Here is a 19,158-nt window from a genome sequence, read left to right on the forward strand (position 1 = left end):
AGCAATTAGGTCAACGACGCTTCACGACGAGACAATGGACTGGAGGACTGAATGGACGGGAATCCGTTTCTGAAGATACAGGGGCTGGGCCGCGCCCTGATGCTGCCGATCGCGGTGTTGCCGGTCGCCGGCATCCTGCTGCGCCTCGGCCAGCCGGACGTGTTCAACATCAAGATGATCGCCGACGCCGGCGGGGCGATCTTCGACAACCTGCCGCTGCTGTTCGCGATCGGCGTGGCGGTCGGCTTCGCGAAGGACAACAACGGCGTCGCGGCGCTCGCGGGCGCGATCGGCTATCTGATCGAAACCGCGATCATGAAGGACATCGATCCCAAGCTGAACATGGGCGTGCTGTCCGGGATCATCGCGGGCGTGGTGGCGGGCTTGCTGTACAACCGCTACAAGGACATCAAGCTGCCCGACTACCTCGCCTTCTTCGGCGGCAAGCGCTTCGTGCCCATCATCACGGGGCTCGCGTGCGTGGTGCTCGGCATCGTGTTCGGCTATGTGTGGCAGCCGATCCAGCATGCGATCGACGCGGCCGGGCAATGGCTGACGACCGCGGGTGCGATCGGCGCGTTCGTGTTCGGCTTCCTGAACCGCTTGCTGCTCGTCACGGGCCTGCACCACATCATCAACTCGCTCGCGTGGTTCGTGTTCGGCAACTTCACGCCGCCGGCCGGTGGCGAGATCGTGCACGGCGACCTGCACCGCTTCTTCGCGGGCGATCCGACCGCGGGCACCTTCATGGCCGGCTTCTTCCCGATCATGATGTTCGGCCTGCCGGCCGCGTGTCTCGCGATGCTGCACGAAGCGCCGAAGGAGCGCCGCGCGATGGTCGGCGGCCTGCTGTTCTCGATGGCGCTCACGTCGTTCCTGACCGGCGTGACCGAGCCGATCGAGTTCAGTTTCATGTTCCTCGCGCCGGTGCTGTACGTGATCCACGCGGTGCTGACCGGGCTGTCGCTCGCGATTTGCCAGATCCTCGGCGTGAAGCTCGGCTTCACGTTCTCGGCCGGCGCGATCGACTACGTGCTGAACTACGGGCTGTCGACGAAGGGCTGGATCGCGATTCCGCTCGGCATCGCGTACGGCGTCGCGTACTACGGGCTGTTCCGCTTCTTCATCCGCAAGTTCAACATGGCGACGCCCGGCCGCGAGCCGGCCAGCGCAGATGCGGCGGCCGAATCGTACGCGTCGGGCGGCTTCGTCGCACCGGCCGGCGGCGCGGTTGCGGCCGCCCCGCGTGCGCAGCGCTACATCGCCGCGCTCGGCGGTGCGGGCAACCTGACGGTCGTCGACGCCTGCACGACGCGTCTGCGCCTGAGTGTCGTCGATCCGGACAAGGTGTCGGAGCCGGAGCTCAAGGCGATCGGCGCGCGCGGCGTGCTCAAGCGCGGCGGCAACAGCGTGCAGGTGATCATCGGGCCGGAGGCCGACATCATCGCCGACGAGATGCGGGCGGTGATCGGCAGCGGTACGGCTGGGGCCGCAGCCGCAGCGCCGGCCGCGGCCGCGCAATCGACGGCGCAAGCGGTCACGGGCGCGGCGGCCGGGCCGCTCGATCCCGATCCGCTGCGCTGGCTCGCGGTGTTCGGCGGCGCGACCAACGTCGCAGCGCTCGACGCGATCGCGACCACGCGGCTGCGCGTGGTCGTGCGCGACGCATCGGCCGTCGATCGCGAACGGCTCGGCACGCTCGACGCCGCATGGGTGTCGCCGGACACGTTCCACATCGTCTGCGGCAATGCGGCCGCGCGCTATGCGCAGCAGCTCGGCGCACGCCTGCCGTCGACCGGGGGCGGCGCGGCCGCGCAACCGGCCTGACGCGACGCTGCCGGTCCGTCTGCGTTGCCGCAGCGGGCCGGCTGCTGGCCCCAGTACGAAAACGGCTTGCGACCGATGGGGCGCAAGCCGTTTTTACTTGGGGGGTGGTGCCATTGCTCAGTGTTCAGTGCCGGTGCCCCGATCCGCCTCGCGCATCGCCCCCACCGTGCAACTGTGCGCCCCTTACGGGTTCGTCACCGTGAAGCTCGGCTTGCGATAACCGATCCCCGCGCGGTCGAGCTTCGGCAGCTCGCGCTGGACGACCAGCGTCGCGAAGCCGGCCCAGTCTCGCTGGAGTGCCGCGGTGTCGACGTGGTGCGTGTCGCCGCGCTTGTAGCGCACGTCGGCCGCATAGGGCAGCTCCCAGTCGGCGCGATGCCACGCGCGTTCGGCGAGTGCGAGCAGCCGCGGGTACACCATGTACTCGAGGAACGTGTCGTTGCGCATCACCTCGCCCCATGCCTGCCCCTGGATGCCCTCGATGCGCGGCGCGGGGCCCGTGCCGGTCGCCTCGAACGCGTTGCCGTCGCGATCGCCCATCACCTCGGCGTTCTGCGGCAGGTTCTCGGGCGCGAGCGAGAACATCTTGTACTCGTCGGTTGCCTGCGATCCCCAGTAATAGCCGCGCTCGCGCGGATTCAGCGTGTACGGGAAGTCGAAGTACAGGTAGTCGGGCAGCGCGAGCACGGTCAGATAGCCGGCGTTGCTGAGGTCGCGCGCGCTGTCCGCTGCGCCCCAGAAGATCGTGTCCCACAGCGACACCATCACGTGACGCGTACTGAAATCGCGCGGCCCGTTCGCGTGCTTGATGCCGTCCTGCCAGGCGGCCATCGTGTCGATCCCGTTCGCGTCGACCGCAGCGCTGACCTGTTTCGCGAAGCGCGTCGGCAACTCGTCGATCGAGCGGATCTCGCCACGCTGCAGCAGCGCCGCGCACGCGGGCGAGCGCGCCCACGGCTTGTCCTGCGCGGCGAGGTCGATGCGCCCCTTGTTCGGATCGGTGCCGTTCAGCGGCTGGAAGCCGCCGCCGAGCAGGATGTTCTTCGCTTCGTCGCCTCCGAAATGCCAGATCCGCAGCGGCGCCTGCGCGTCCGCGTGCATCGCCGCGATCTCGCGGATCACCTTCGACGCGAAGTTCAGCGCGCCCGGCACGCACGGGTTCAGATCGCTGCGCCGATCGTAGAACTGCACCGTGGTCAGGTTCGACGTGTCCTGCGGGTCGAGCAGCCGATACGCGTTCGCCTCCTGGTCGCGGCCGGCCGCATGCAGGCGCCGGTAGCGCGCTTCCATCGACACGACGGCCGCGCGTGCATGGGCGGGCATGTCGATTTCGGGGATCACCTCGACGAAGCGGTCGGCCGCGTAGCGCACCAGCGCGACGTAGGCGGCGCGCGTCAGATAGCCGCCGCCCGAGCGGTTGTCCGGGCCGGAGCCGAGCTGCGGCAGCAGGCAACGCGTCTCGGACGGATCGTGACAGCGGCGCGCGCCGATGTCGGTCAGCTCGGGCAGCCCGGGGATCTCGATGCGCCAGCCTTCGTCGTCGGACAGGTGCAGGTGCAGCCGGTTGAGCTTGTACGCGCTCATCTGGTCGATCAGGCGGCGCAGCGTCGCCGGATGCTTGAAGTTGCGCGCGAGATCGACGTGCATGCCGCGATGCGTGAAGCGCGGCGCGTCCTCGACGAGCAGTGCCGGAACCGGGCCGCCGCCGGCCGGCGCGAGCGAGAACAGCGTCTGCACGCCGTAGTAGAGGCCGGCGCGATCGTAGCCTTCGACGAGCACGCCGCGCGGCCCGATCGCGAGCCGGTAGCCGCCCGGCGTCGCGATGTCGGCCGGCAGCCGGCGCGGCGCGACCACGCCGCGCACGCGCGCGCGGGCGCCGTCCAGCCCGAGCGTCGCCGCGCGTTCGCGCAGCGCCGCGACCTGCGCATCGGGCAACTCGGGCAGCACCAGCTCGACGCCGCGCAGCTCGAGCGCGCCGGGCAGCCGCTGCTCGCGCTTCACGCTCGGCAGCGCGCGGCTCGCGTCCGGCCGCGCGGCCACCGGCGGCGCATTGCCGGTCGAGCTGTTCTGCGCATCGGCCGGCAGCGATTCGACGTAGCGCAGTTCGTCGTCGGTATCGTTGTAGCGCAGCACCGCGGGCGGCGCGCCGTCGACCACCACATACGGGCGCGGTATCACGTCGCTGTAGCGTCGCAGCCAGTATTCGGCGACGAACGGCAACGCGACGCGCTCGCCCGGCGCGAGCCGCAGCGAGCCCGGCTGCGGCGTCAGCTCGTACAGGTCGCCCGTGAGGCGCCGCAACGCGAAGCCCGGACGATCGATACGCAGCAGCCGTCGGATGCTGTGCAGATAGAGCTTCCAGCCGCCGTCGGCGATCGGCTGGTGGCCGCGGTTGTGCAGGAACAGGCGGCCGGTCGCGCAGGCGGCGCCGTCGGCGCCGAGATCGGCGCACGGCACGCCGGCCGCCGCCGCATGGTTGTTGTCCACGGCGACGCGCAGCGCGAGGCCGTTCGCCAGCAACGCGGCGAGGTCGGCCGGCTGCATGGCGGGCCGCGCGCTGGCGGCGGCCGGCACGATCACCGGGGCGGCCACCGAGCCAGCGCCGGCCGGCACGGGCTCGGCGCGGCTTGCGGACGGCAGCAGCGCCGCGATCAGCACGCCGGCAAACAGGAAGGGCAACGGGCGTTTCATTGGAACTCCTGAGAAAAAGGGTGGCGCCGCGGCGGCGTCGGATGACGTCGCTGCGATCGGGTCTTTCAACGGAGCTGCGGGGACATCGACGCGCGGTGCGAGCGGATCGCCCCACGCGGGTTCGGCACGCGACGCGCGTGCATTACGGAACGGGCGGCGGGCGCGCGTGCCGATCGGGGCGGCCGGCGCGTGACGCGGTGTTCATCGAGGGCGAGCGGCCGCGGCGGAGTGGCCGCGGGCGTCGTGGCCGCGCTGCGCCCGACCGGCCAAGCGATATGCCGCCGCACGGCGATCAGCCGCTGCGTGCGGCCGGCGAAACGGCGCGCGTGCGCGCGCCTGACACGGGATGCGCATGTCTGCCCCACCAGATGGATCCGGCCTTGCGGCGGCCGTGTCCAACGATCTTATGAAACCTTTGATTGGTATTCAAGTGGTATCAATCTGGCGCTAAATTGGCATCGGCGCCACCGGCATGCGCGCCGCGTGCGGACGAAAAAAAACCTCGCGCGAGGCGAGGTTCTTTCCGGACGACGGCGGCGCAGCGATCTGCCGCCGGCCGCGGTTCAGTCGCGGCGCGTACGCACCGCTGCTTCCTGCGGCTTCTGCCGCGCTTCGAGCCACATCGCGTTGACGATGCCGAACGACAGCGCGACGCCCATACCGAGAATCCAGCTGAAATACCACATGGTCCGACTCCTTGCGAAACGGTGGACGAGGGCGCCGTGCGCCCCCGGCCGAGTTCAATACATCGAGTGCTTGTTCTCTTCGAGCGCCTGATGCGTGACCTTGCCGCGCATCACGCGATACACCCAGCCCGTGTAGAGCAGGACGATCGGCAGGAACACGATCACCGCGATCAGCATCACCTGCAGCGTCTTGTGGCTCGACGTCGAATCCCAGACGGTCAGGCTGCTGCGCGGGTCGAGCGACGACGGCATGATGAACGGGAACATCGAGAAGCCTGCCGTCATGATCACGCCGGCGATCATCAGGCCGGTGCAGAAGAACGCGGTCTTTTCCTGCTTCGAGCCGGCGAGCAGCAGCGCGAGCAGGCCGCCCGCGATGCCGACGACGGGCGCGGCGATCATCCACGGGAACTCGTGGTAGTTCGACAGCCACAGGCCCGAGCCGGCGGCGACGTCCTTCAGCAGCGGGTTCGCGACCGTGTCGGTCGGCGCGGCGTGGGTGATGTGGAAGCCGCCGATGTACGACGCGACCAGCACGCCGGCCAGCACGAACAGCACGACCGCGAGGAACGACGACACGCGCAGTGCGACCGACGCGCGGCGCGCGATCGCGCCGTCCGTCTTCATCTTGATGAATGCGGCGCCGTGCGCGACGAGCATCGTGAGGCTGACCAGCCCGCAGAGCAGCGCGAACGGGTTCAGCAGCGCCCAGAAGCCGCCGTAGTAAGTGACGCGCAGGTCGGTGTCGAACTGGAACGGCACGCCTTGCAGCAGGTTGCCGAACGCGACGCCGAACACCAGCGCCGGGACGAAGCCGCCGACGAACAGCGCCCAGTCCCAGCCCGCGCGCCAGCGCGGATCGGGCCGCTTGCTGCGGTAGTCGAAGCCGACCGGCCGGAAGAACAGCGCGAACAGCACGAGCAGCATCGCGAAGTAGAAGCCGGAGAACGATGCGGCGTAGACGAGCGGCCAGGCTGCGAACATCGCGCCGCCTGCCGTGATCAGCCACACCTGGTTGCCTTCCCACGTCGCGCCGACCGTGTTGACGATGATGCGGCGTTCGTCGTCGGTCTTGCCGAGGAACGGCAGCAGCGCGGTTGCGCCCATGTCGAAGCCGTCCGTGACGGCGAAGCCGACCAGCAGCACGCCGACGAGCAGCCACCAGATCAGCTTGAGAGTTGCGTAGTCCATAGCGATTCCTTGTTCCGTTGCGAGGGCGTGCTCAAACCGAGGCACGCTCGCCAGCCGGGGCGAGTTCGTGGTGATAGCGGCCGGTATGCAGCGACGACGGGCCGAGGCGCGCGTACTTGAACATCAGCTTGATTTCGATGATGAACAGTGCCGTGTAGAACAGCACGAAGCCGGCGATACTCAGGTACAGGTCGTTCACTTGCAGGCTGGACGAGGACAGATGGGTCGGCAGCACGCCCGCGATCGTCCACGGCTGACGGCCGAGCTCGGCGACGATCCAGCCGAATTCGATCGCGATCCACGGCAGCGGGATCGCCCACACCGCATAGCGGAGGAACCAGCGGCGGTTGTCCTGCAGCAGCTGACGGCGCGCGCACAGCCAGAACGCGGTAACGAACGTCGCGACGAACAGGAAGCCGAGAGCCACCATGATCCGGAACGAGAAGAACACGGGCGCCACCGGCGGGATCGTCTTCTTCGCCGCGGCCTTGATCTGGTCCGGCGTCGCATCGGTCACGTTCGGCGTGAACTGCTTGAGCATCAACCCGTAGCCGAGATACTGCTTGTGCTGGTCGAACAACGCGCGGGTTGCGTCGCTCTTGTCGCCCTGCTTCATCTTCTGCAGTGCGCCGTACGCGATCATCCCGCTCTGGATGTGCTCCTCGCTGAGCTTGGCGAGATCGCGCAGGCCGGTCACCGGTTCGTCGATCGAGCGCGTCGCGATCAGGCCGAGCGCGTACGGGATCTTGATCGCGTAGTCGGTGCGCTGTTCTTCCTGATTCGGCATGCCGATCAGCGTGAACGAGGCGGGCGCCGGCTGCGTTTCCCATTCGGATTCGATCGCGGCGAGCTTCATCTTCTGCACTTCGCCGGTCGTATAGCCCGACTCGTCGCCGAGCACGATCACGCACAGCGTCGCCGCGAGGCCGAAGCCGGCCGCGACCGCGAACGAGCGCAGCGCGAAGTCGACGTCGCGCTTGCGCAGCAAGTACCACGACGACACGCCGAGCACGAACATCGCCGCCGACACGTAGCCGGCCGACACGGTATGCACGAACTTGACCTGCGCGACGGGGTTGAACACCACGTCGAACAGGCTCGTCATCTCCATGCGCATCGTCTGGTAGTTGAACTCGGCGCCGACCGGATTGTTCATCCAGCCGTTCGCCACCAGAATCCACAGCGCGGAGAGGTTCGAGCCGAGCGCGACGAGGAACGTCACGATCAGGTGCTTGACCTTCGACAGCCGGTTCCAGCCGAAGAAGAACAGGCCGACGAACGTCGATTCGAGGAAGAACGCCATCAGGCCTTCGACCGCGAGCGGCACGCCGAAGATGTCACCGACGTAGTGCGAGTAGTACGACCAGTTCGTACCGAACTGGAATTCCATCGTGATCCCGGTGGTCACGCCCATCGCAAAGTTGATACCGAACAGCTTGCCCCAGAACTGCGTCATGTCCTTGTAGACCTGTTTGCCGGTCATCACGTATACCGCTTCCATGATGACGAGCAGCCAGGACATGCCGAGCGTCAACGGCACAAACAAGAAGTGGTAGAGCGCCGTGATGCCGAACTGCAGACGTGACAGATCGACTACTTCGCTACTTATCATGGTGGTCTCCCTCGGTGGATGCAGGCGCCGGCACCGAGAGCAGCTTCTCGGCGACGACGGCAGGCGGAAGCGACATGTGCGCAGCCTGCGGATGATTGAAAAATGCGTACTTGAGCGACATCAGGAGGATCAGCTTGACGATCAATAGCAGCGTGATGTCGCGCATCAATGTGGGCCCTCGCGCCCACGCGACGATGCGCGTGCGCCAGCCGATCGGGGCGGCGGCCTGCGCGGGGGGCGGCGCAGGCTCTTTATTGATCGAGATCAAGGTAATTATCCTGAATCGACGTGTGTGGTTTGGGGGCGACTTTACGTCGGATTTATGACCGCAATGAAGGTGTTTTAATCCTTTTAAGCCGACATGCCAATTTTAGATTGCGCGCCTTACGATGCCGAGTGTCGCGCTGCGGCAGACCGTCGCGAACTGCCGGCCAAAGATTGAGGCAGATCAAGGTTGTGCGGAAGGGGCTCGCAGCCTGCCGATACCCAATCGAATATGTCTATTAACGGCGGAAAGGCGGCAATCATAAGTGCAAAAAAAAACCGCTGCCGTTTGGCAGCGGTTTTTGCGTGAAGCGCGCTGAATTGCCGGTGCTTATGCCGGTGCTTATGCGTACTCGGCGAGTGCAGTGCGCATCTTTTTCATTGCGCTCGCTTCGATCTGACGAATGCGCTCTGCGGACACGCCGAACTCGGCCGCGAGGTCGTGCAGCGTCGAGCCGCCCGAGCCGTCGTCGTCGACGTTCAGCCAGCGCGCCTCGATGATGCGACGGCTGCGCGCGTCGAGTGCCTCGAGCGCTTGCGCGATGCCGTCCGTCTGCAGCATGTCGCGTTGGCGCGCGGCGAGCACGGCGGTCGGCTCGTTGTGCGAGTCGGCCAGATACGCGATCGGCGCGTATGCTTCCTCGCCGTCTTCGACCTGGCCTTCGAGCGCGATGTCGCCACCCGACAGGCGCGTTTCCATCTCGGTCACTTCTTCGCGCTTGACGTTGAGCTCCTGCGCGAGGCCGTCGATTTCCTCCGGCGTCATCGCCTGCATGCTCTTCTTGTGGCTGCGCAGGTTGAAGAACAGCTTGCGCTGCGCCTTCGTCGTCGCGACCTTCACCATGCGCCAGTTGCGCAGGATGTACTCGTGGATCTCCGCCTTGATCCAGTGGATCGCGTACGACACCAGGCGCACGTTTTGCGCAGGGTCGAACCGCTTCACCGCCTTCATCAGGCCGATGTTGCCTTCCTGGATCAGGTCGCCGTGCGGCAGGCCGTAACCGAGATAGTTGCGCGCGATCGACACGACGAGCCGCAGGTGCGACAGCACGAGCTTGCGTGCCGCGTCGAGGTTGTTGTCCTCGCGGAACTCGGTCGCATACCGGCGTTCTTCCTCGGCGCTCAGCAGGGGAATCCGGTTGACGGCCTGGATATAGGCGTCGATGTTGCCCAACTGGCCCGGCAACAGCGATTGGGTTGCGAGCGCCAGCGAGCCTGCCGATGCGGCCTTGGCCGGCGTCGGGCTCAGGGTGTTCGGAAGGGTCAGGGCGTGGCTCACTAAAAACTCCTTTGGAATCAGGGACAAACCCCTGGTCTCGGACGAGATTCCGAGTCTCATCTTAGCACTCCCGTAATCCGAGTGCTAATTCCTTAGAGCGCGGGTGGGCATCGAAGTTCCCGTTTTCTATCGGAATGTCCATGTCGATAGTATATCGTGCGACTCGCCAACTCGGGCGAAGTTCCGTAAAGCGTTGTTTTTGTTGGTAATCAGTACAGGTTTTCGATTTTTGTTGTTTCGGAAGGAAACCATTTCACTTCGTGATGCCGATCCGAAAAGTCCTTTACCATACCATTCTGTTCGCTCGGGCCCGGCCGGTGCGGCAAGGCCCACATTCAACCCATAAAGTTGGAGTGTTAGATGAACAACAAGAAGAACCGTCGGCCCCGTAGCCGGCTTGCCTTGCATGCGTTGCTCACGGCGTCGCTGCTGGCCGGATCGGGAGCCGCGTGCGCCGATCGTTGGGGGATTCAGGCCGGCGGCGGTTTCTCCGATCGCCACGGCGTCGACAAGGGCGATCTCGGCGTCGTGTGGGATCCGGGCTGGAACTGGTGGGAAATCGGCGGGTGGCACTTCGCTTTCGTGGTCGAAGGGCATGCCGGCTACTGGCATACGGGCGGCAACGTCCACAGCAACATCGGCGAATTCGGAGTGACGCCGATGTTCCGCTTCGTCAAGAGCGCGGGGCAGATCCGTCCGTTCATCGAGGCCGGCGGCGGCGTGCGGGTGCTCACGCATCCGACGATCTCCGATCATTTCTCGCTGTCGACGGCGTTCCAGTTCGCGCCGACCGCAGGCGTCGGCGTGGAGTTCGGCCAACGGCAACAGTATCAGGTCGGCTACCGTTTCGAACATGTGTCTAACGCGGGTATCAAAGAGCCGAATCCTGGTATAAATTTCCACCAGTTCTACCTGCAGTACAACTTCTGATCCGCACGCCCGCCCACGGCGGGCGCGTTGCCGAGGAGTCAGGCGATGGCGAAGGTGGTCGATGCGATTCGCGCACTCGAGCGCGATCGGTTCCGAGCGATGGTCGATGGGGACGGCGAGGCGCTCGACGCGCAATTGTCCGACAAGGTGTTCTTCGTGCACACCAACGGCAAGCGCGAGACCAAGCAGCAGTTCATCGACGCCATCGTCGCCGGCCGCCGCCGCTACCGCCAGATCGAGATCCAGTCGCAGGACCTGCTGCCCGTCGGCGACGCAACCTGCGTCGTCACCGGGCGCGCGCTGATCGAGATGGAAACCAACAACGGCGGCCTGGTGTTTCCGATTGCCTATACGGCCGTCCATACCCATGAGCACGGGCAGTGGCGTCTGCTCGCGTGGCAGGCGACGCGATGCGCGACCGAGACATGAGCGCGCGTGGCGCTCGTTTTCGTGTCCCGACCGAAGCGGCTTTCTGAGCCGCTTTTCATTGGCCCGTGCAGCGCGGATCGCGCGGTGCACGGGCGGTCACGCACCGCTCGCTGACCTTTGAACCTGTTCCCGCAGCCCGCTCAGGCCGCCGCACGGCGGTCGGCGCAGTGCCACGCCGACCGGTTGATCGCGCTCACGAGCGCATCGAGCGCGGCGCTCGCCACGTCGGCATGCACGCCGACGCCATGCCGCAGCGGCGCATCGCCGACCCGGCAGCCGACCGATATCGCAATCCGGCCGTCCGTCGTGCGCGTGTGTTCGCACGACGCGACCTCGATCGGTGCGCCGGCGGCACTCGCGAAGGCCGAGGCCGCCTGCTGCACGACCTCTTCGGGCGCGGCGTTGGCCGGCGCTGCGTACGCGAGGTCGCGATTGCTCCAGCGCGCCGTATCGCCGTGGCGCGCGGCTGGCCCGTCGGTCTCGAAGAATTCGCGAGCGAACAGCGCGCAGATCGCGTCGCCGGTCACTTCTTCGCCGGAGGCGTCGGCGAGCGTCTGCACGGCGTGGCTGAACTCGATCTGCACGCGCCGCGTCGGCGTGAAGCCCATCCCGCGTTCGAGCAGGAACGTCGCGCCGCCCTTGCCGGACTGGCTGTTCACGCGGATCACCGCGTCATAGCTGCGGCCGAGGTCGGCCGGGTCGATCGGCAGATACGGCACTTCCCATACGGCGTCCGGGCGCTGCTGCGCGAAGCCCTTGCGGATCGCGTCCTGGTGCGAGCCGGAGAAGGCGGTGAACACGAGATCGCCCGCGTACGGATGGCGCGGATGCACCGGAATCTGGTTGCAGCGCTCGACCACACGGCGCACCGCGTCGATGTCGGAGAAATCGAGGCCGGGGTCGATGCCCTGCGTATAGAGGTTCAGCGCGAGCGTGACGAGATCTACGTTGCCGGTGCGCTCGCCGTTGCCGAACAGGCAGCCCTCGATGCGATCGGCGCCCGCGAGCAGCGCCAGCTCGGCGGCGGCTACCGCGGTGCCGCGATCGTTGTGTGGATGCACGGACAACACGATGCTGTCGCGGTACGCGAGATTGCGGTCCATCCACTCGATCTGGTCGGCGAACACGTTCGGGGTCGCCGCTTCGACGGTCGCCGGCAGGTTCACGATCATCTTGTGATCGCGCGTCGGGCGCCAGGCCTGCGCGACCGCGTCGCACACTTCGCGCGCGAACGTCAGCTCGGTCATGCTGAAGGTTTCCGGCGAGTATTGATAGGTCCAGTGCGTGTCCGGGCGGGCGGCCGCGTGCTCCTTGATGAGCCGCGTGCCGTCGACCGCGAGCGCCTTCACGTCGTCCTTCGACATCCCGAACACGATGCGCCGGAACGACGGGCAGATCGCGTTGTACAGATGCACGATCGCGCGCGGCACGCCGTCGAGCGCGTCGAACGTGCGTGCGATCAGGTCTTCGCGCGACTGCACGAGCACTTCGATCGTCACGTCGTCCGGAATGCGCTTTTCGTCGATCAGCTTGCGGACGAAATCGAAGTCGGTTTGCGACGCCGACGGAAAACCGACTTCGATTTCCTTGAAACCGATCGCGACCAGCATGTCGAAGAACTCCAGTTTCTGCTCGATGCTCATCGGCTCGATCAGCGACTGGTTGCCGTCACGGAGGTCGGTGCTCATCCAGACCGGCGCACGCTCGATGGTGCGGGTCGGCCAGCGGCGACCATTGATGCGGACGGGTTCGAACGGACGGTACTTGTCTTGCGGATTGCGCTTCATCTTCTGGACCTCGGGTCTCAAGTCGCGAGCGAAGACGGGCGGCATGGGCGACGGTTGGCGCTGCCTCGCACCGGCGCGCGCAACGCGCGCAGCAGATGCGGATGATCTTCGCGAATCGACCGACGGATAGACGGACGAATGCTGACGACTTCGGGTTGTAAAAACTGCGAGAAAGGTGCTGCGAGGAACTGCAGGGAGGGACCGTGCGGACAGCACACGGCGCTAGGACAGCCTTAGGCTAGTCGTAGCGATAGCGACCGCGCTAGGCGGCCGGAGGTAATTCGGAGGGTGTTCGGAAAGGAACGCATGGCGAGAACTCTATGCCAGGATGCCTGCGCGTGTCAAATGGTCGGGTAAATCGCGGCTTGGATGATCGGCCGAACGGCCGGCACGACAGCGGCCGATACGTCAGCGGCCGGCACGACAGCGCGCCGCCCGCGGAGGCCCGTCACGGTGCGAGCCGCGTCAGCCGCACGATCGTTTCGACCTGACGCGCGAGCGCGTCGGGCACCGGCACCTCGCCGCGCAGCACGGCGCCGGTCCACGCGGCCGTCGTCGCGGCGTCGCGCGATTCCGGCAGCGCGACGGGCGGCGCGTCGTCCGACGAGCGCTCGGCCGCGATCAGCGTGTCGCAGATGCCGTCGTGCAGCCAGTCGACCTGCACCTGGCGGCGCGTGTCGGCCACCGCCTCGCCTTCGGTGCCGCGCGCGAGCAGCGCGCCGCCGAGCGCCGCTTCCGGATGCTCGCGAAACAGTTGCGCGAGGCTGTCGCGGTACGGCGGATGCGTGTAATTGACGAGCCGCAGGCCGGCCGGTGCGAACGGCTGCAGGATCTTGACCAGCGTATGCGTGGAGTTGCGCACGCCGAGCACGGCGCGCAGCGACAGCAGACGCGCAATGCGCGGCGCCAGCACGTCGATCGGCGCGAAGGCGACGCGGCGTTCGGCGAGCGTGTCTTCGATTGCGTCGTGCGAGCTTGCCGACGCGATCGACAGCGCCGCAAAGATCTCCGCGCTGGTCACCCGGCCGGGATCGCGCTCGACGCCGTGCACCAGCACCGGCACGCCTTCGCGCGCGAGCAGCAGCGCGAGCAGCGGCACGAGATTGGGTTGCTTGCGCGCGCCGTTGTAGCTCGGGATCGACACCGGCCGGAACGCCGCGTCCTGCACGTGCACGGGTTCGAACGACGCCTGTGCGGCGGCCAGCATCGCCGCCAGCTCGTCGGCGGTTTCGCCCTTCAGTCGATATGCGATCAGGATTGCGCCGAGTTCGACGTCCGACACGCGCGCATCGAGCATCGCGCGATAGAGCTCGAACGTGTCTTCGGCCGACAGCGCGCGTGCGCCGTGCGGACCGCGGCCGATTTCCTTGATGAAGCGGGCGCACGGGAACGGCGAAGCGGCTGTGGAGTCTTGGGAAGCGGTCATCGTGACGGGGCGGGCGGCCGGCATCGGGCCGCGCGCTGAGCGGTGAGGAATGCCCGAGTATCGCACGGGCGCGCGTCGCGCAAGCGCGGCCGCGTATGCCGACGCGGTGCGGCGCGCTAAACTCGGAGTCCCCGGCGGCGCATCGCGGCTTCCGCCCGGCGGCGCCGGCCGAATACGATTACGAGAGACAACCGATGAAGCTCTACAGCTATTTCCGCAGTTCCGCGTCTTACCGCGTACGGATCGCCCTGAACCTGAAGCAGCTGCCGTTCGATACGGTGCCCGTGCACATGCTGCGCGACGGCGGCGAGCAACTGAAGGACGCGTACCGCGCGGTGAATCCGGATGCGGTCGTGCCGACGCTGATCGACGGCGACGCGACGCTGCAGCAGTCGCTCGCGATCATCGAGTATCTCGACGAAATGCACCCCGAGCCCGCGTTGCTGCCGAAGGCGCCGGCCGACCGCGCGTATGTGCGCGCGATCGCGCTGCAGATCGCGTGCGAGATCCATCCGCTGAACAACCTGCGCGTGTTGAAGTACCTGAAGCACACGCTGCAAGTGTCCGAGGACGCGAAGAGCGAATGGTATCGGCACTGGATCGACGCGGGCTTCGCGTCGCTCGAGACGCGTCTCGCGAACGATCCGCGCACCGGCAAGCTCTGCTTCGGCGACTCGCCGACGCTCGCCGATATCTGCATCGTGCCGCAGATGTTCAACGCCGACCGTTTCTCGATCGATACGACGCGCTTCCCGACGCTGCGGCGGATCGCCGATTACGCGTCGACGCTCGATGCGTTCAAGGCCGCCGCGCCCGGTGTGCAGCCCGACGCCGAATGATGGCCGGCTGACGTCGCCGCGGCCCGCCGCCGCCAATGAAAACGGGCGCCCGAAGGCGCCCGTTGCAGGACGTGTCGACGGCGTTCAGCCGAGCAGCGCGTCCGCGAATTCCACCGCGTTGAACGGCTGCAGGTCCTCGACCTTCTCGCCGACGCCGATGAAGTAGACGGGCACCGGCCGCTGCCGCGCGATCGCGGCGAGGATCCCGCCCTTCGCGGTGCCGTCGAGCTTCGTGACGATCAGCCCGGTGAGGCCGAGCGCATCGTCGAAGGCCTTCACCTGCGTGAGCGCGTTCTGGCCGGTGTTCGCGTCGATCACGAGCAGCACCTCGTGCGGCGCGCCGTCGTGCGCCTTCGCGATCACGCGCTTCACCTTTTTCAGCTCCTCCATCAGGTGCAGCTGAGTCGGCAACCGGCCGGCCGTGTCGGCCATCATCACGTCGATCTTGCGCGCGCGCGCGGCGCTGACCGCATCGAAGATCACCGCGGCCGGATCGCCGCTTTCCTGCTGCACGACCGTCACGTTGTTGCGCTCGCCCCAGACGGCCAGCTGTTCGCGCGCGGCCGCGCGGAACGTGTCGCCCGCGGCCAGCAGCACCGACTGGTCGAAGCTCTGCAGATGCTTCGCGAGCTTGCCGATGCTGGTCGTCTTGCCCGCGCCGTTCACGCCGGTGATCATCATCACGAGCGGCTGCGCGCGGCCGAGCATCAACGATTTCTCGAGCGGCTGCAGCAGCTCGACGAGCAGATCGTGCAGCGCCGCCTTCACCTGCTGCGGGTCGGTCAGCCGGCCCACGCGCACCTTCTCGCGCAGCGCGCCGAGCAGGTATTCGGTCGCATCGACGCCGGCATCGGACATCAGCAGCGCGGTTTCGAGTTCTTCGTACAGGTCCTCGTCGATCTTCGTGTTGACGAACACGCTGGTGATGCTCGAGCCCGTCTTCGCGAGCCCCGATTTCAGGCGCGACAGCCAGGACTTCTTCGCGGACGCGTCCTGCGTCGGCGGCGGCACGATCTCGACCGCTTCGACGACTTCGTCGCTGCCGTCGTTGGTGGGCGTGACCGTCATCACGACGGCGGGCGCGCGCGCAGTGTCCGCCGCTCGCGCGGCGGGGGCCGGCGCAGCGGACGGCTCGTCCGGCTGCGGCGCGTCGGCCGGTTGCGATTCCGCGGAGTCGGGCTCCTGCGTTTTCTTGAATCGTTTGAAGAAGCTGAACATGGTTTGACGTCGGGAAGAGGGCGGGGGCCGGCATGGCGGCGCGCCGGGAGGCGTCGGGCGTGCGCACGGCGGCCGAAACCGAGCATTTTATCAGTGCGGCGAGACAGTCGCGTCAGCCGTCGCCGCCGCTGTGGTAACGTGCGCCTGTTTGGCGGCACGCCCGCGTGCGCGCCCCCGTCTCCCCCGTCGTCGATACTCCGTATGTCCCGTTCCTCTTCCGGCCGCCCCGCGGCCTCTGCCGGCCGCGGCAAGCCGCACACGATCCGCATCATCGGCGGTGACTGGAAACGCACTCCGCTCGCCGTGCTCGATCTCGACGGCCTGCGGCCGACCCCCGATCGCGTGCGCGAGACGCTGTTCAACTGGCTCGGCCAGGATCTCGCCGGCCGGCGCTGCCTCGACCTGTTCGCGGGCACCGGCGCGCTCGGCTTCGAGGCCGCGTCGCGCGGCGCGGCGAGCGTCGTGATGGTCGAGCGCCACCCGCGCGCGGCGCAGCAGCTTCGCGCGATCAAGGACAAGCTGGGCGCGCGCTCGGTCGAGGTCGCGGAAGCCGACGCGCTGCGGCTCGCGGCCGGGCTGACGCCGGGCGCGTTCGACGTCGTGTTCCTCGATCCGCCGTTCGGCGAGCCGGCCGTGCTGGCGCGCGCGCTCGCGCTGGCGGCGCCGCTCGTCGCGCCGGACGGCGCGCTGTACGTCGAAACCGGCGAGGCGCTGGAACCCGATGCGCACGAAGCGCTGGCCGGCTGGCAGGTGGTGAAGCACGGCAAGGCAGGCGCGGTTCACTATCATTTGCTGCAACGCGAAAATGATGAATAATGCGCGTTCCATACGAGGCGGCGCGCCCCAAAGGCGACGCAAGCCCATCTCGGCAGCCACGTGCGCACGGCACGGCTGCCACCCCGTTGGCGTGATGACAGGAGGAGCGACATGGTAGTCGCCGTGTATCCCGGTACGTTCGATCCGCTGACGCGCGGGCACGAAGACCTCGTGCGGCGTGCGTCGAGCATTTTTGATACGCTGGTGGTCGGCGTTGCCGACAGCCGCGCGAAGAAGCCGTTCTTCTCGCTGGAAGAACGTCTGAAGATTGCGAACGAGGTGCTCGGTCACTATCCGAACGTGAAGGTGATGGGCTTCAAGGGCCTGTTGAAGGACTTCGTCCGCACCAACAACGCGCGCGTGATCGTGCGCGGCCTGCGTGCCGTGTCCGATTTCGAATACGAGTTCCAGATGGCGGGGATGAACCGCTATCTGCTGCCCGACGTCGAGACGATGTTCATGACGCCGTCCGATCAGTACCAGTTCATCTCCGGCACGATCGTGCGCGAAATCGCGCAGTTGGGCGGCGATGTCAGCAAGTTCGTGTTCCCGTCCGTCGAGAAGTGGCTGACCGAGAAAGTCGCCGCGATGGGAGGCCCGGCCGCATGACGCGGCGCCGGCCGGTTTCGCCCCGAAGCCGGCCGCGGGCTTGAAGAAGTGAGATCAGTATGGCTTTGATGATTACCGACGAGTGCATCAATTGCGACGTGTGCGAGCCCGAGTGCCCGAACGGCGCGATTTCGATGGGCCCGGACATTTACGTGATCGATCCCGGCAAGTGCACCGAATGCGTCGGCCATTTCGACGAACCGCAGTGCCAGCAGGTGTGTCCGGTCGAATGTATTCCGCGCGATCCGCAGCATGAGGAATCGCACGCGCAGTTGATGGAGAAGTATCACGCGTTGATCGCCGCGAAGGGCGACGGCGCGCAGTGATGTCGCGGTGACGCGGGCGCGTCACCGTTTCTTCGGCCGGCGCAGCCGCGCGCCGGCGTCCTTCCGGTGTTCAGCCGATCATTTCACGCAAGGCCGCGACGAGCGCGTCGCATTCGGCATCGGTGCCGACCGTGATGCGCAGATGCTGGTCGATGCGCGGCGCGCGGAAATGCCGCACGAAAATCTCCCGATCCTTCAGCGTGGCCGCGAGCGTGCCCGCATCGTGCGCCGGATGGCGCGCGAACACGAAGTTCGCGGCCGACGGCACGACGTCGAAACCGAGCGCCTCGAGCGCGTGTGTGAGCCGCGTCCGGCTGTCGATCACGCGACGGCAGGTCGCGGCGAAATAGTCGGTGTCCTCGTATGCGGCCTGCGCGGCGACCTGCGCGAGCCGGTCGAGCGGATACGAGTTGAAGCTGTCCTTCACGCGGTTCAGCGCATCGATCAGATCGACATTGCCGAACGCGAAGCCGACGCGCATGCCCGCCAGCGAGCGCGCCTTCGACGTCGTGTGCACGACCAGCAGGTTCGGATGGCGATCGATCAGCGTGATCGCCGATTGCGCGCCGAAATCGACATAGGCCTCGTCGATCAGCACGACCGACGACGGGTTCGCCGCCGCGATTCGTTCGATGTCCGCGAGCGGCAGCGCGCGCCCGGTCGGCGCGTTCGGGTTCGGAAACAGCACGCCGCCGGCGTCGTCGAGATAGTCGTCGACGCGGATCGAGAAATCGTCCGCGAGCGGCACGATGGCCGTCTGCACGCCGTACAGCCGCGCGTAGGTCGGGTAGAAGCTGTACGAGATGTCCGGGAAGCGCAGCGGCCGGTCGTGCTTGAGCAGCGCGTGGAACGCGTGCGCGAGCACTTCGTCCGAGCCGTTGCCGACGAAAACCTGTTCGGGCTTGATGCGGTGATGGGCCGCGACCGTCTCGCGCAGCGCACGCGCGAGCGGATCGGGATAGCGGCGCAGCGTGTCGCCGGTGTCGCCGAGTTCGCGGGCGATCGCCGCGACGACGCGCGGAGACGGCGGATAGGGATTCTCGTTGGTGTTCAGCTTGACGGGGTGTGCGAGTGCGGGCTGTTCGCCCGGCACGTAAGGCACGAGTTGCTGAACGACGTCGCTCCAGTAACGGCTCACCGCTTGGCTCCTGACAGGCAAAACAGCCAGAGTACCGCATGTGAGCGCTGCGGTGCGCAATTGCGCCGACGGCGGATGGCCGCGCGGCGC

The 19,158-nt window shown here is 67.0% G+C and carries 17 protein-coding genes; 7 read left to right on the top strand and 10 right to left on the bottom strand.

Annotated elements, in window-relative coordinates:
• The first annotated feature begins 51 nt into the window (after window positions 1-51).
• Entirely contained in the window at window positions 52-1,827 is a 1,776-nt protein-coding gene (gene nagE, locus MBR110_RS03810) for an N-acetylglucosamine-specific PTS transporter subunit IIBC (protein ID WP_059738944.1), read from the top strand.
• 183 nt (window positions 1,828-2,010) lie between these two features.
• On the opposite strand, the gene MBR110_RS03815 is transcribed toward nagE, so the two are convergent.
• The 6 genes from MBR110_RS03815 to rpoH form a co-directional block, all read right to left on the bottom strand.
• On the bottom strand, window positions 2,011-4,518 hold the full coding sequence (locus MBR110_RS03815; RefSeq protein WP_181709174.1) for a family 20 glycosylhydrolase: 2,508 nt from the start codon (window positions 4,516-4,518) through the stop codon (window positions 2,011-2,013).
• A 563-nt stretch (window positions 4,519-5,081) separates the two neighbouring features.
• On the bottom strand, window positions 5,082-5,204 hold the full coding sequence (gene cydX / locus MBR110_RS03820; RefSeq protein WP_014723679.1) for a cytochrome bd-I oxidase subunit CydX: 123 nt from the start codon (window positions 5,202-5,204) through the stop codon (window positions 5,082-5,084).
• Window positions 5,205-5,258: 54 nt separating this feature from the next.
• A complete protein-coding gene (gene cydB, locus MBR110_RS03825; protein ID WP_011886081.1) occupies window positions 5,259-6,395 on the bottom strand; it encodes a cytochrome d ubiquinol oxidase subunit II in 1,137 nt (378 codons plus the stop codon).
• 31 nt (window positions 6,396-6,426) lie between these two features.
• Window positions 6,427-8,007, bottom strand: coding sequence for a cytochrome ubiquinol oxidase subunit I (locus MBR110_RS03830; RefSeq protein ID WP_011886080.1), 1,581 nt, complete (start codon window positions 8,005-8,007; stop codon window positions 6,427-6,429).
• Window positions 7,997-8,275, bottom strand: a complete 279-nt coding sequence (gene cydP / locus MBR110_RS03835) for a cytochrome oxidase putative small subunit CydP (RefSeq protein WP_011886079.1) — start codon at window positions 8,273-8,275, stop codon at window positions 7,997-7,999. Before cydP ends, MBR110_RS03830 begins: the two co-directional genes overlap by 11 nt.
• Before the next feature lie 339 nt (window positions 8,276-8,614).
• Window positions 8,615-9,550, bottom strand: coding sequence for an RNA polymerase sigma factor RpoH (gene rpoH, locus MBR110_RS03840; protein WP_014723678.1), 936 nt, complete (start codon window positions 9,548-9,550; stop codon window positions 8,615-8,617).
• A 360-nt stretch (window positions 9,551-9,910) separates the two neighbouring features.
• On the opposite strand from rpoH, the gene MBR110_RS03845 reads away from it, so the two are divergent.
• Window positions 9,911-10,480: an acyloxyacyl hydrolase gene (locus tag MBR110_RS03845; RefSeq protein WP_011886077.1), complete on the top strand. Its 570-nt coding sequence runs from the start codon at window positions 9,911-9,913 to the stop codon at window positions 10,478-10,480.
• 45 nt (window positions 10,481-10,525) lie between these two features.
• Complete coding sequence (locus tag MBR110_RS03850) at window positions 10,526-10,909, top strand: nuclear transport factor 2 family protein (protein ID WP_011886076.1); 384 nt, start codon at window positions 10,526-10,528, stop codon at window positions 10,907-10,909.
• 140 nt (window positions 10,910-11,049) lie between these two features.
• On the opposite strand, the gene leuA is transcribed toward MBR110_RS03850, so the two are convergent.
• The gene (gene leuA, locus MBR110_RS03855; RefSeq protein ID WP_045578766.1) at window positions 11,050-12,696 is read right to left on the bottom strand and encodes a 2-isopropylmalate synthase; all 1,647 of its coding nucleotides are present in this window, start codon (window positions 12,694-12,696) and stop codon (window positions 11,050-11,052) included.
• Window positions 12,697-13,144: 448 nt separating this feature from the next.
• Window positions 13,145-14,122, bottom strand: a complete 978-nt coding sequence (gene ybiB / locus MBR110_RS03860; protein ID WP_011886074.1) for a DNA-binding protein YbiB — start codon at window positions 14,120-14,122, stop codon at window positions 13,145-13,147.
• Window positions 14,123-14,316: 194 nt separating this feature from the next.
• Between ybiB and maiA the strand changes: the two genes are divergently transcribed.
• On the top strand, window positions 14,317-14,961 hold the full coding sequence (maiA, locus tag MBR110_RS03865) for a maleylacetoacetate isomerase (RefSeq protein ID WP_011886073.1): 645 nt from the start codon (window positions 14,317-14,319) through the stop codon (window positions 14,959-14,961).
• Between the two features lie 84 nt (window positions 14,962-15,045).
• On the opposite strand, the gene ftsY is transcribed toward maiA, so the two are convergent.
• Window positions 15,046-16,179 carry a signal recognition particle-docking protein FtsY gene (ftsY, locus tag MBR110_RS03870; protein ID WP_011886072.1) on the bottom strand — a complete coding sequence of 378 codons (1,134 nt, stop codon included), beginning with the start codon at window positions 16,177-16,179 and terminating at the stop codon, window positions 15,046-15,048.
• A gap of 201 nt (window positions 16,180-16,380) precedes the next feature.
• On the opposite strand from ftsY, the gene rsmD reads away from it, so the two are divergent.
• The 3 genes from rsmD to MBR110_RS03885 all read left to right on the top strand — a co-directional run bounded on the left by rsmD (window position 16,381) and on the right by MBR110_RS03885 (window position 17,930).
• Window positions 16,381-16,995, top strand: a complete 615-nt coding sequence (rsmD, locus tag MBR110_RS03875) for a 16S rRNA (guanine(966)-N(2))-methyltransferase RsmD (RefSeq protein WP_011886071.1) — start codon at window positions 16,381-16,383, stop codon at window positions 16,993-16,995.
• A gap of 111 nt (window positions 16,996-17,106) precedes the next feature.
• Window positions 17,107-17,604 (top strand): pantetheine-phosphate adenylyltransferase, encoded by a 498-nt coding sequence (gene coaD / locus MBR110_RS03880; protein ID WP_006398238.1) that lies wholly within the window; start codon window positions 17,107-17,109, stop codon window positions 17,602-17,604.
• A 59-nt stretch (window positions 17,605-17,663) separates the two neighbouring features.
• On the top strand, window positions 17,664-17,930 hold the full coding sequence (locus tag MBR110_RS03885; RefSeq protein ID WP_011886070.1) for a YfhL family 4Fe-4S dicluster ferredoxin: 267 nt from the start codon (window positions 17,664-17,666) through the stop codon (window positions 17,928-17,930).
• Window positions 17,931-18,000: 70 nt separating this feature from the next.
• Here MBR110_RS03885 and hisC read toward each other — a convergent pair whose 3' ends face one another.
• Window positions 18,001-19,068 (bottom strand): histidinol-phosphate transaminase, encoded by a 1,068-nt coding sequence (gene hisC / locus MBR110_RS03890; protein ID WP_011886069.1) that lies wholly within the window; start codon window positions 19,066-19,068, stop codon window positions 18,001-18,003.
• Window positions 19,069-19,158: the final 90 nt, after the last annotated feature.

Source organism: Burkholderia sp. MBR-1 (assembly GCF_013822785.1).
GTDB classification, from domain to species: domain Bacteria; phylum Pseudomonadota; class Gammaproteobacteria; order Burkholderiales; family Burkholderiaceae; genus Burkholderia; species Burkholderia vietnamiensis.

Coding starts and splice junctions, on each gene's coding strand:
- ybiB (WP_011886074.1), bottom strand. CDS start 14,122: ATGACCGCTTCCCAAGACTCCACAGCCGCTTCGCCGTTCCCGTGCGCC.
- nagE (WP_059738944.1), top strand. CDS start 52: ATGGACGGGAATCCGTTTCTGAAGATACAGGGGCTGGGCCGCGCCCTG.
- MBR110_RS03815 (WP_181709174.1), bottom strand. CDS start 4,518: ATGAAACGCCCGTTGCCCTTCCTGTTTGCCGGCGTGCTGATCGCGGCG.
- MBR110_RS03845 (WP_011886077.1), top strand. CDS start 9,911: ATGAACAACAAGAAGAACCGTCGGCCCCGTAGCCGGCTTGCCTTGCAT.
- MBR110_RS03850 (WP_011886076.1), top strand. CDS start 10,526: ATGGCGAAGGTGGTCGATGCGATTCGCGCACTCGAGCGCGATCGGTTC.
- leuA (WP_045578766.1), bottom strand. CDS start 12,696: ATGAAGCGCAATCCGCAAGACAAGTACCGTCCGTTCGAACCCGTCCGC.
- rsmD (WP_011886071.1), top strand. CDS start 16,381: ATGTCCCGTTCCTCTTCCGGCCGCCCCGCGGCCTCTGCCGGCCGCGGC.
- cydX (WP_014723679.1), bottom strand. CDS start 5,204: ATGTGGTATTTCAGCTGGATTCTCGGTATGGGCGTCGCGCTGTCGTTC.
- ftsY (WP_011886072.1), bottom strand. CDS start 16,179: ATGTTCAGCTTCTTCAAACGATTCAAGAAAACGCAGGAGCCCGACTCC.
- cydB (WP_011886081.1), bottom strand. CDS start 6,395: ATGGACTACGCAACTCTCAAGCTGATCTGGTGGCTGCTCGTCGGCGTG.
- MBR110_RS03830 (WP_011886080.1), bottom strand. CDS start 8,007: ATGATAAGTAGCGAAGTAGTCGATCTGTCACGTCTGCAGTTCGGCATC.
- MBR110_RS03885 (WP_011886070.1), top strand. CDS start 17,664: ATGGCTTTGATGATTACCGACGAGTGCATCAATTGCGACGTGTGCGAG.
- maiA (WP_011886073.1), top strand. CDS start 14,317: ATGAAGCTCTACAGCTATTTCCGCAGTTCCGCGTCTTACCGCGTACGG.
- coaD (WP_006398238.1), top strand. CDS start 17,107: ATGGTAGTCGCCGTGTATCCCGGTACGTTCGATCCGCTGACGCGCGGG.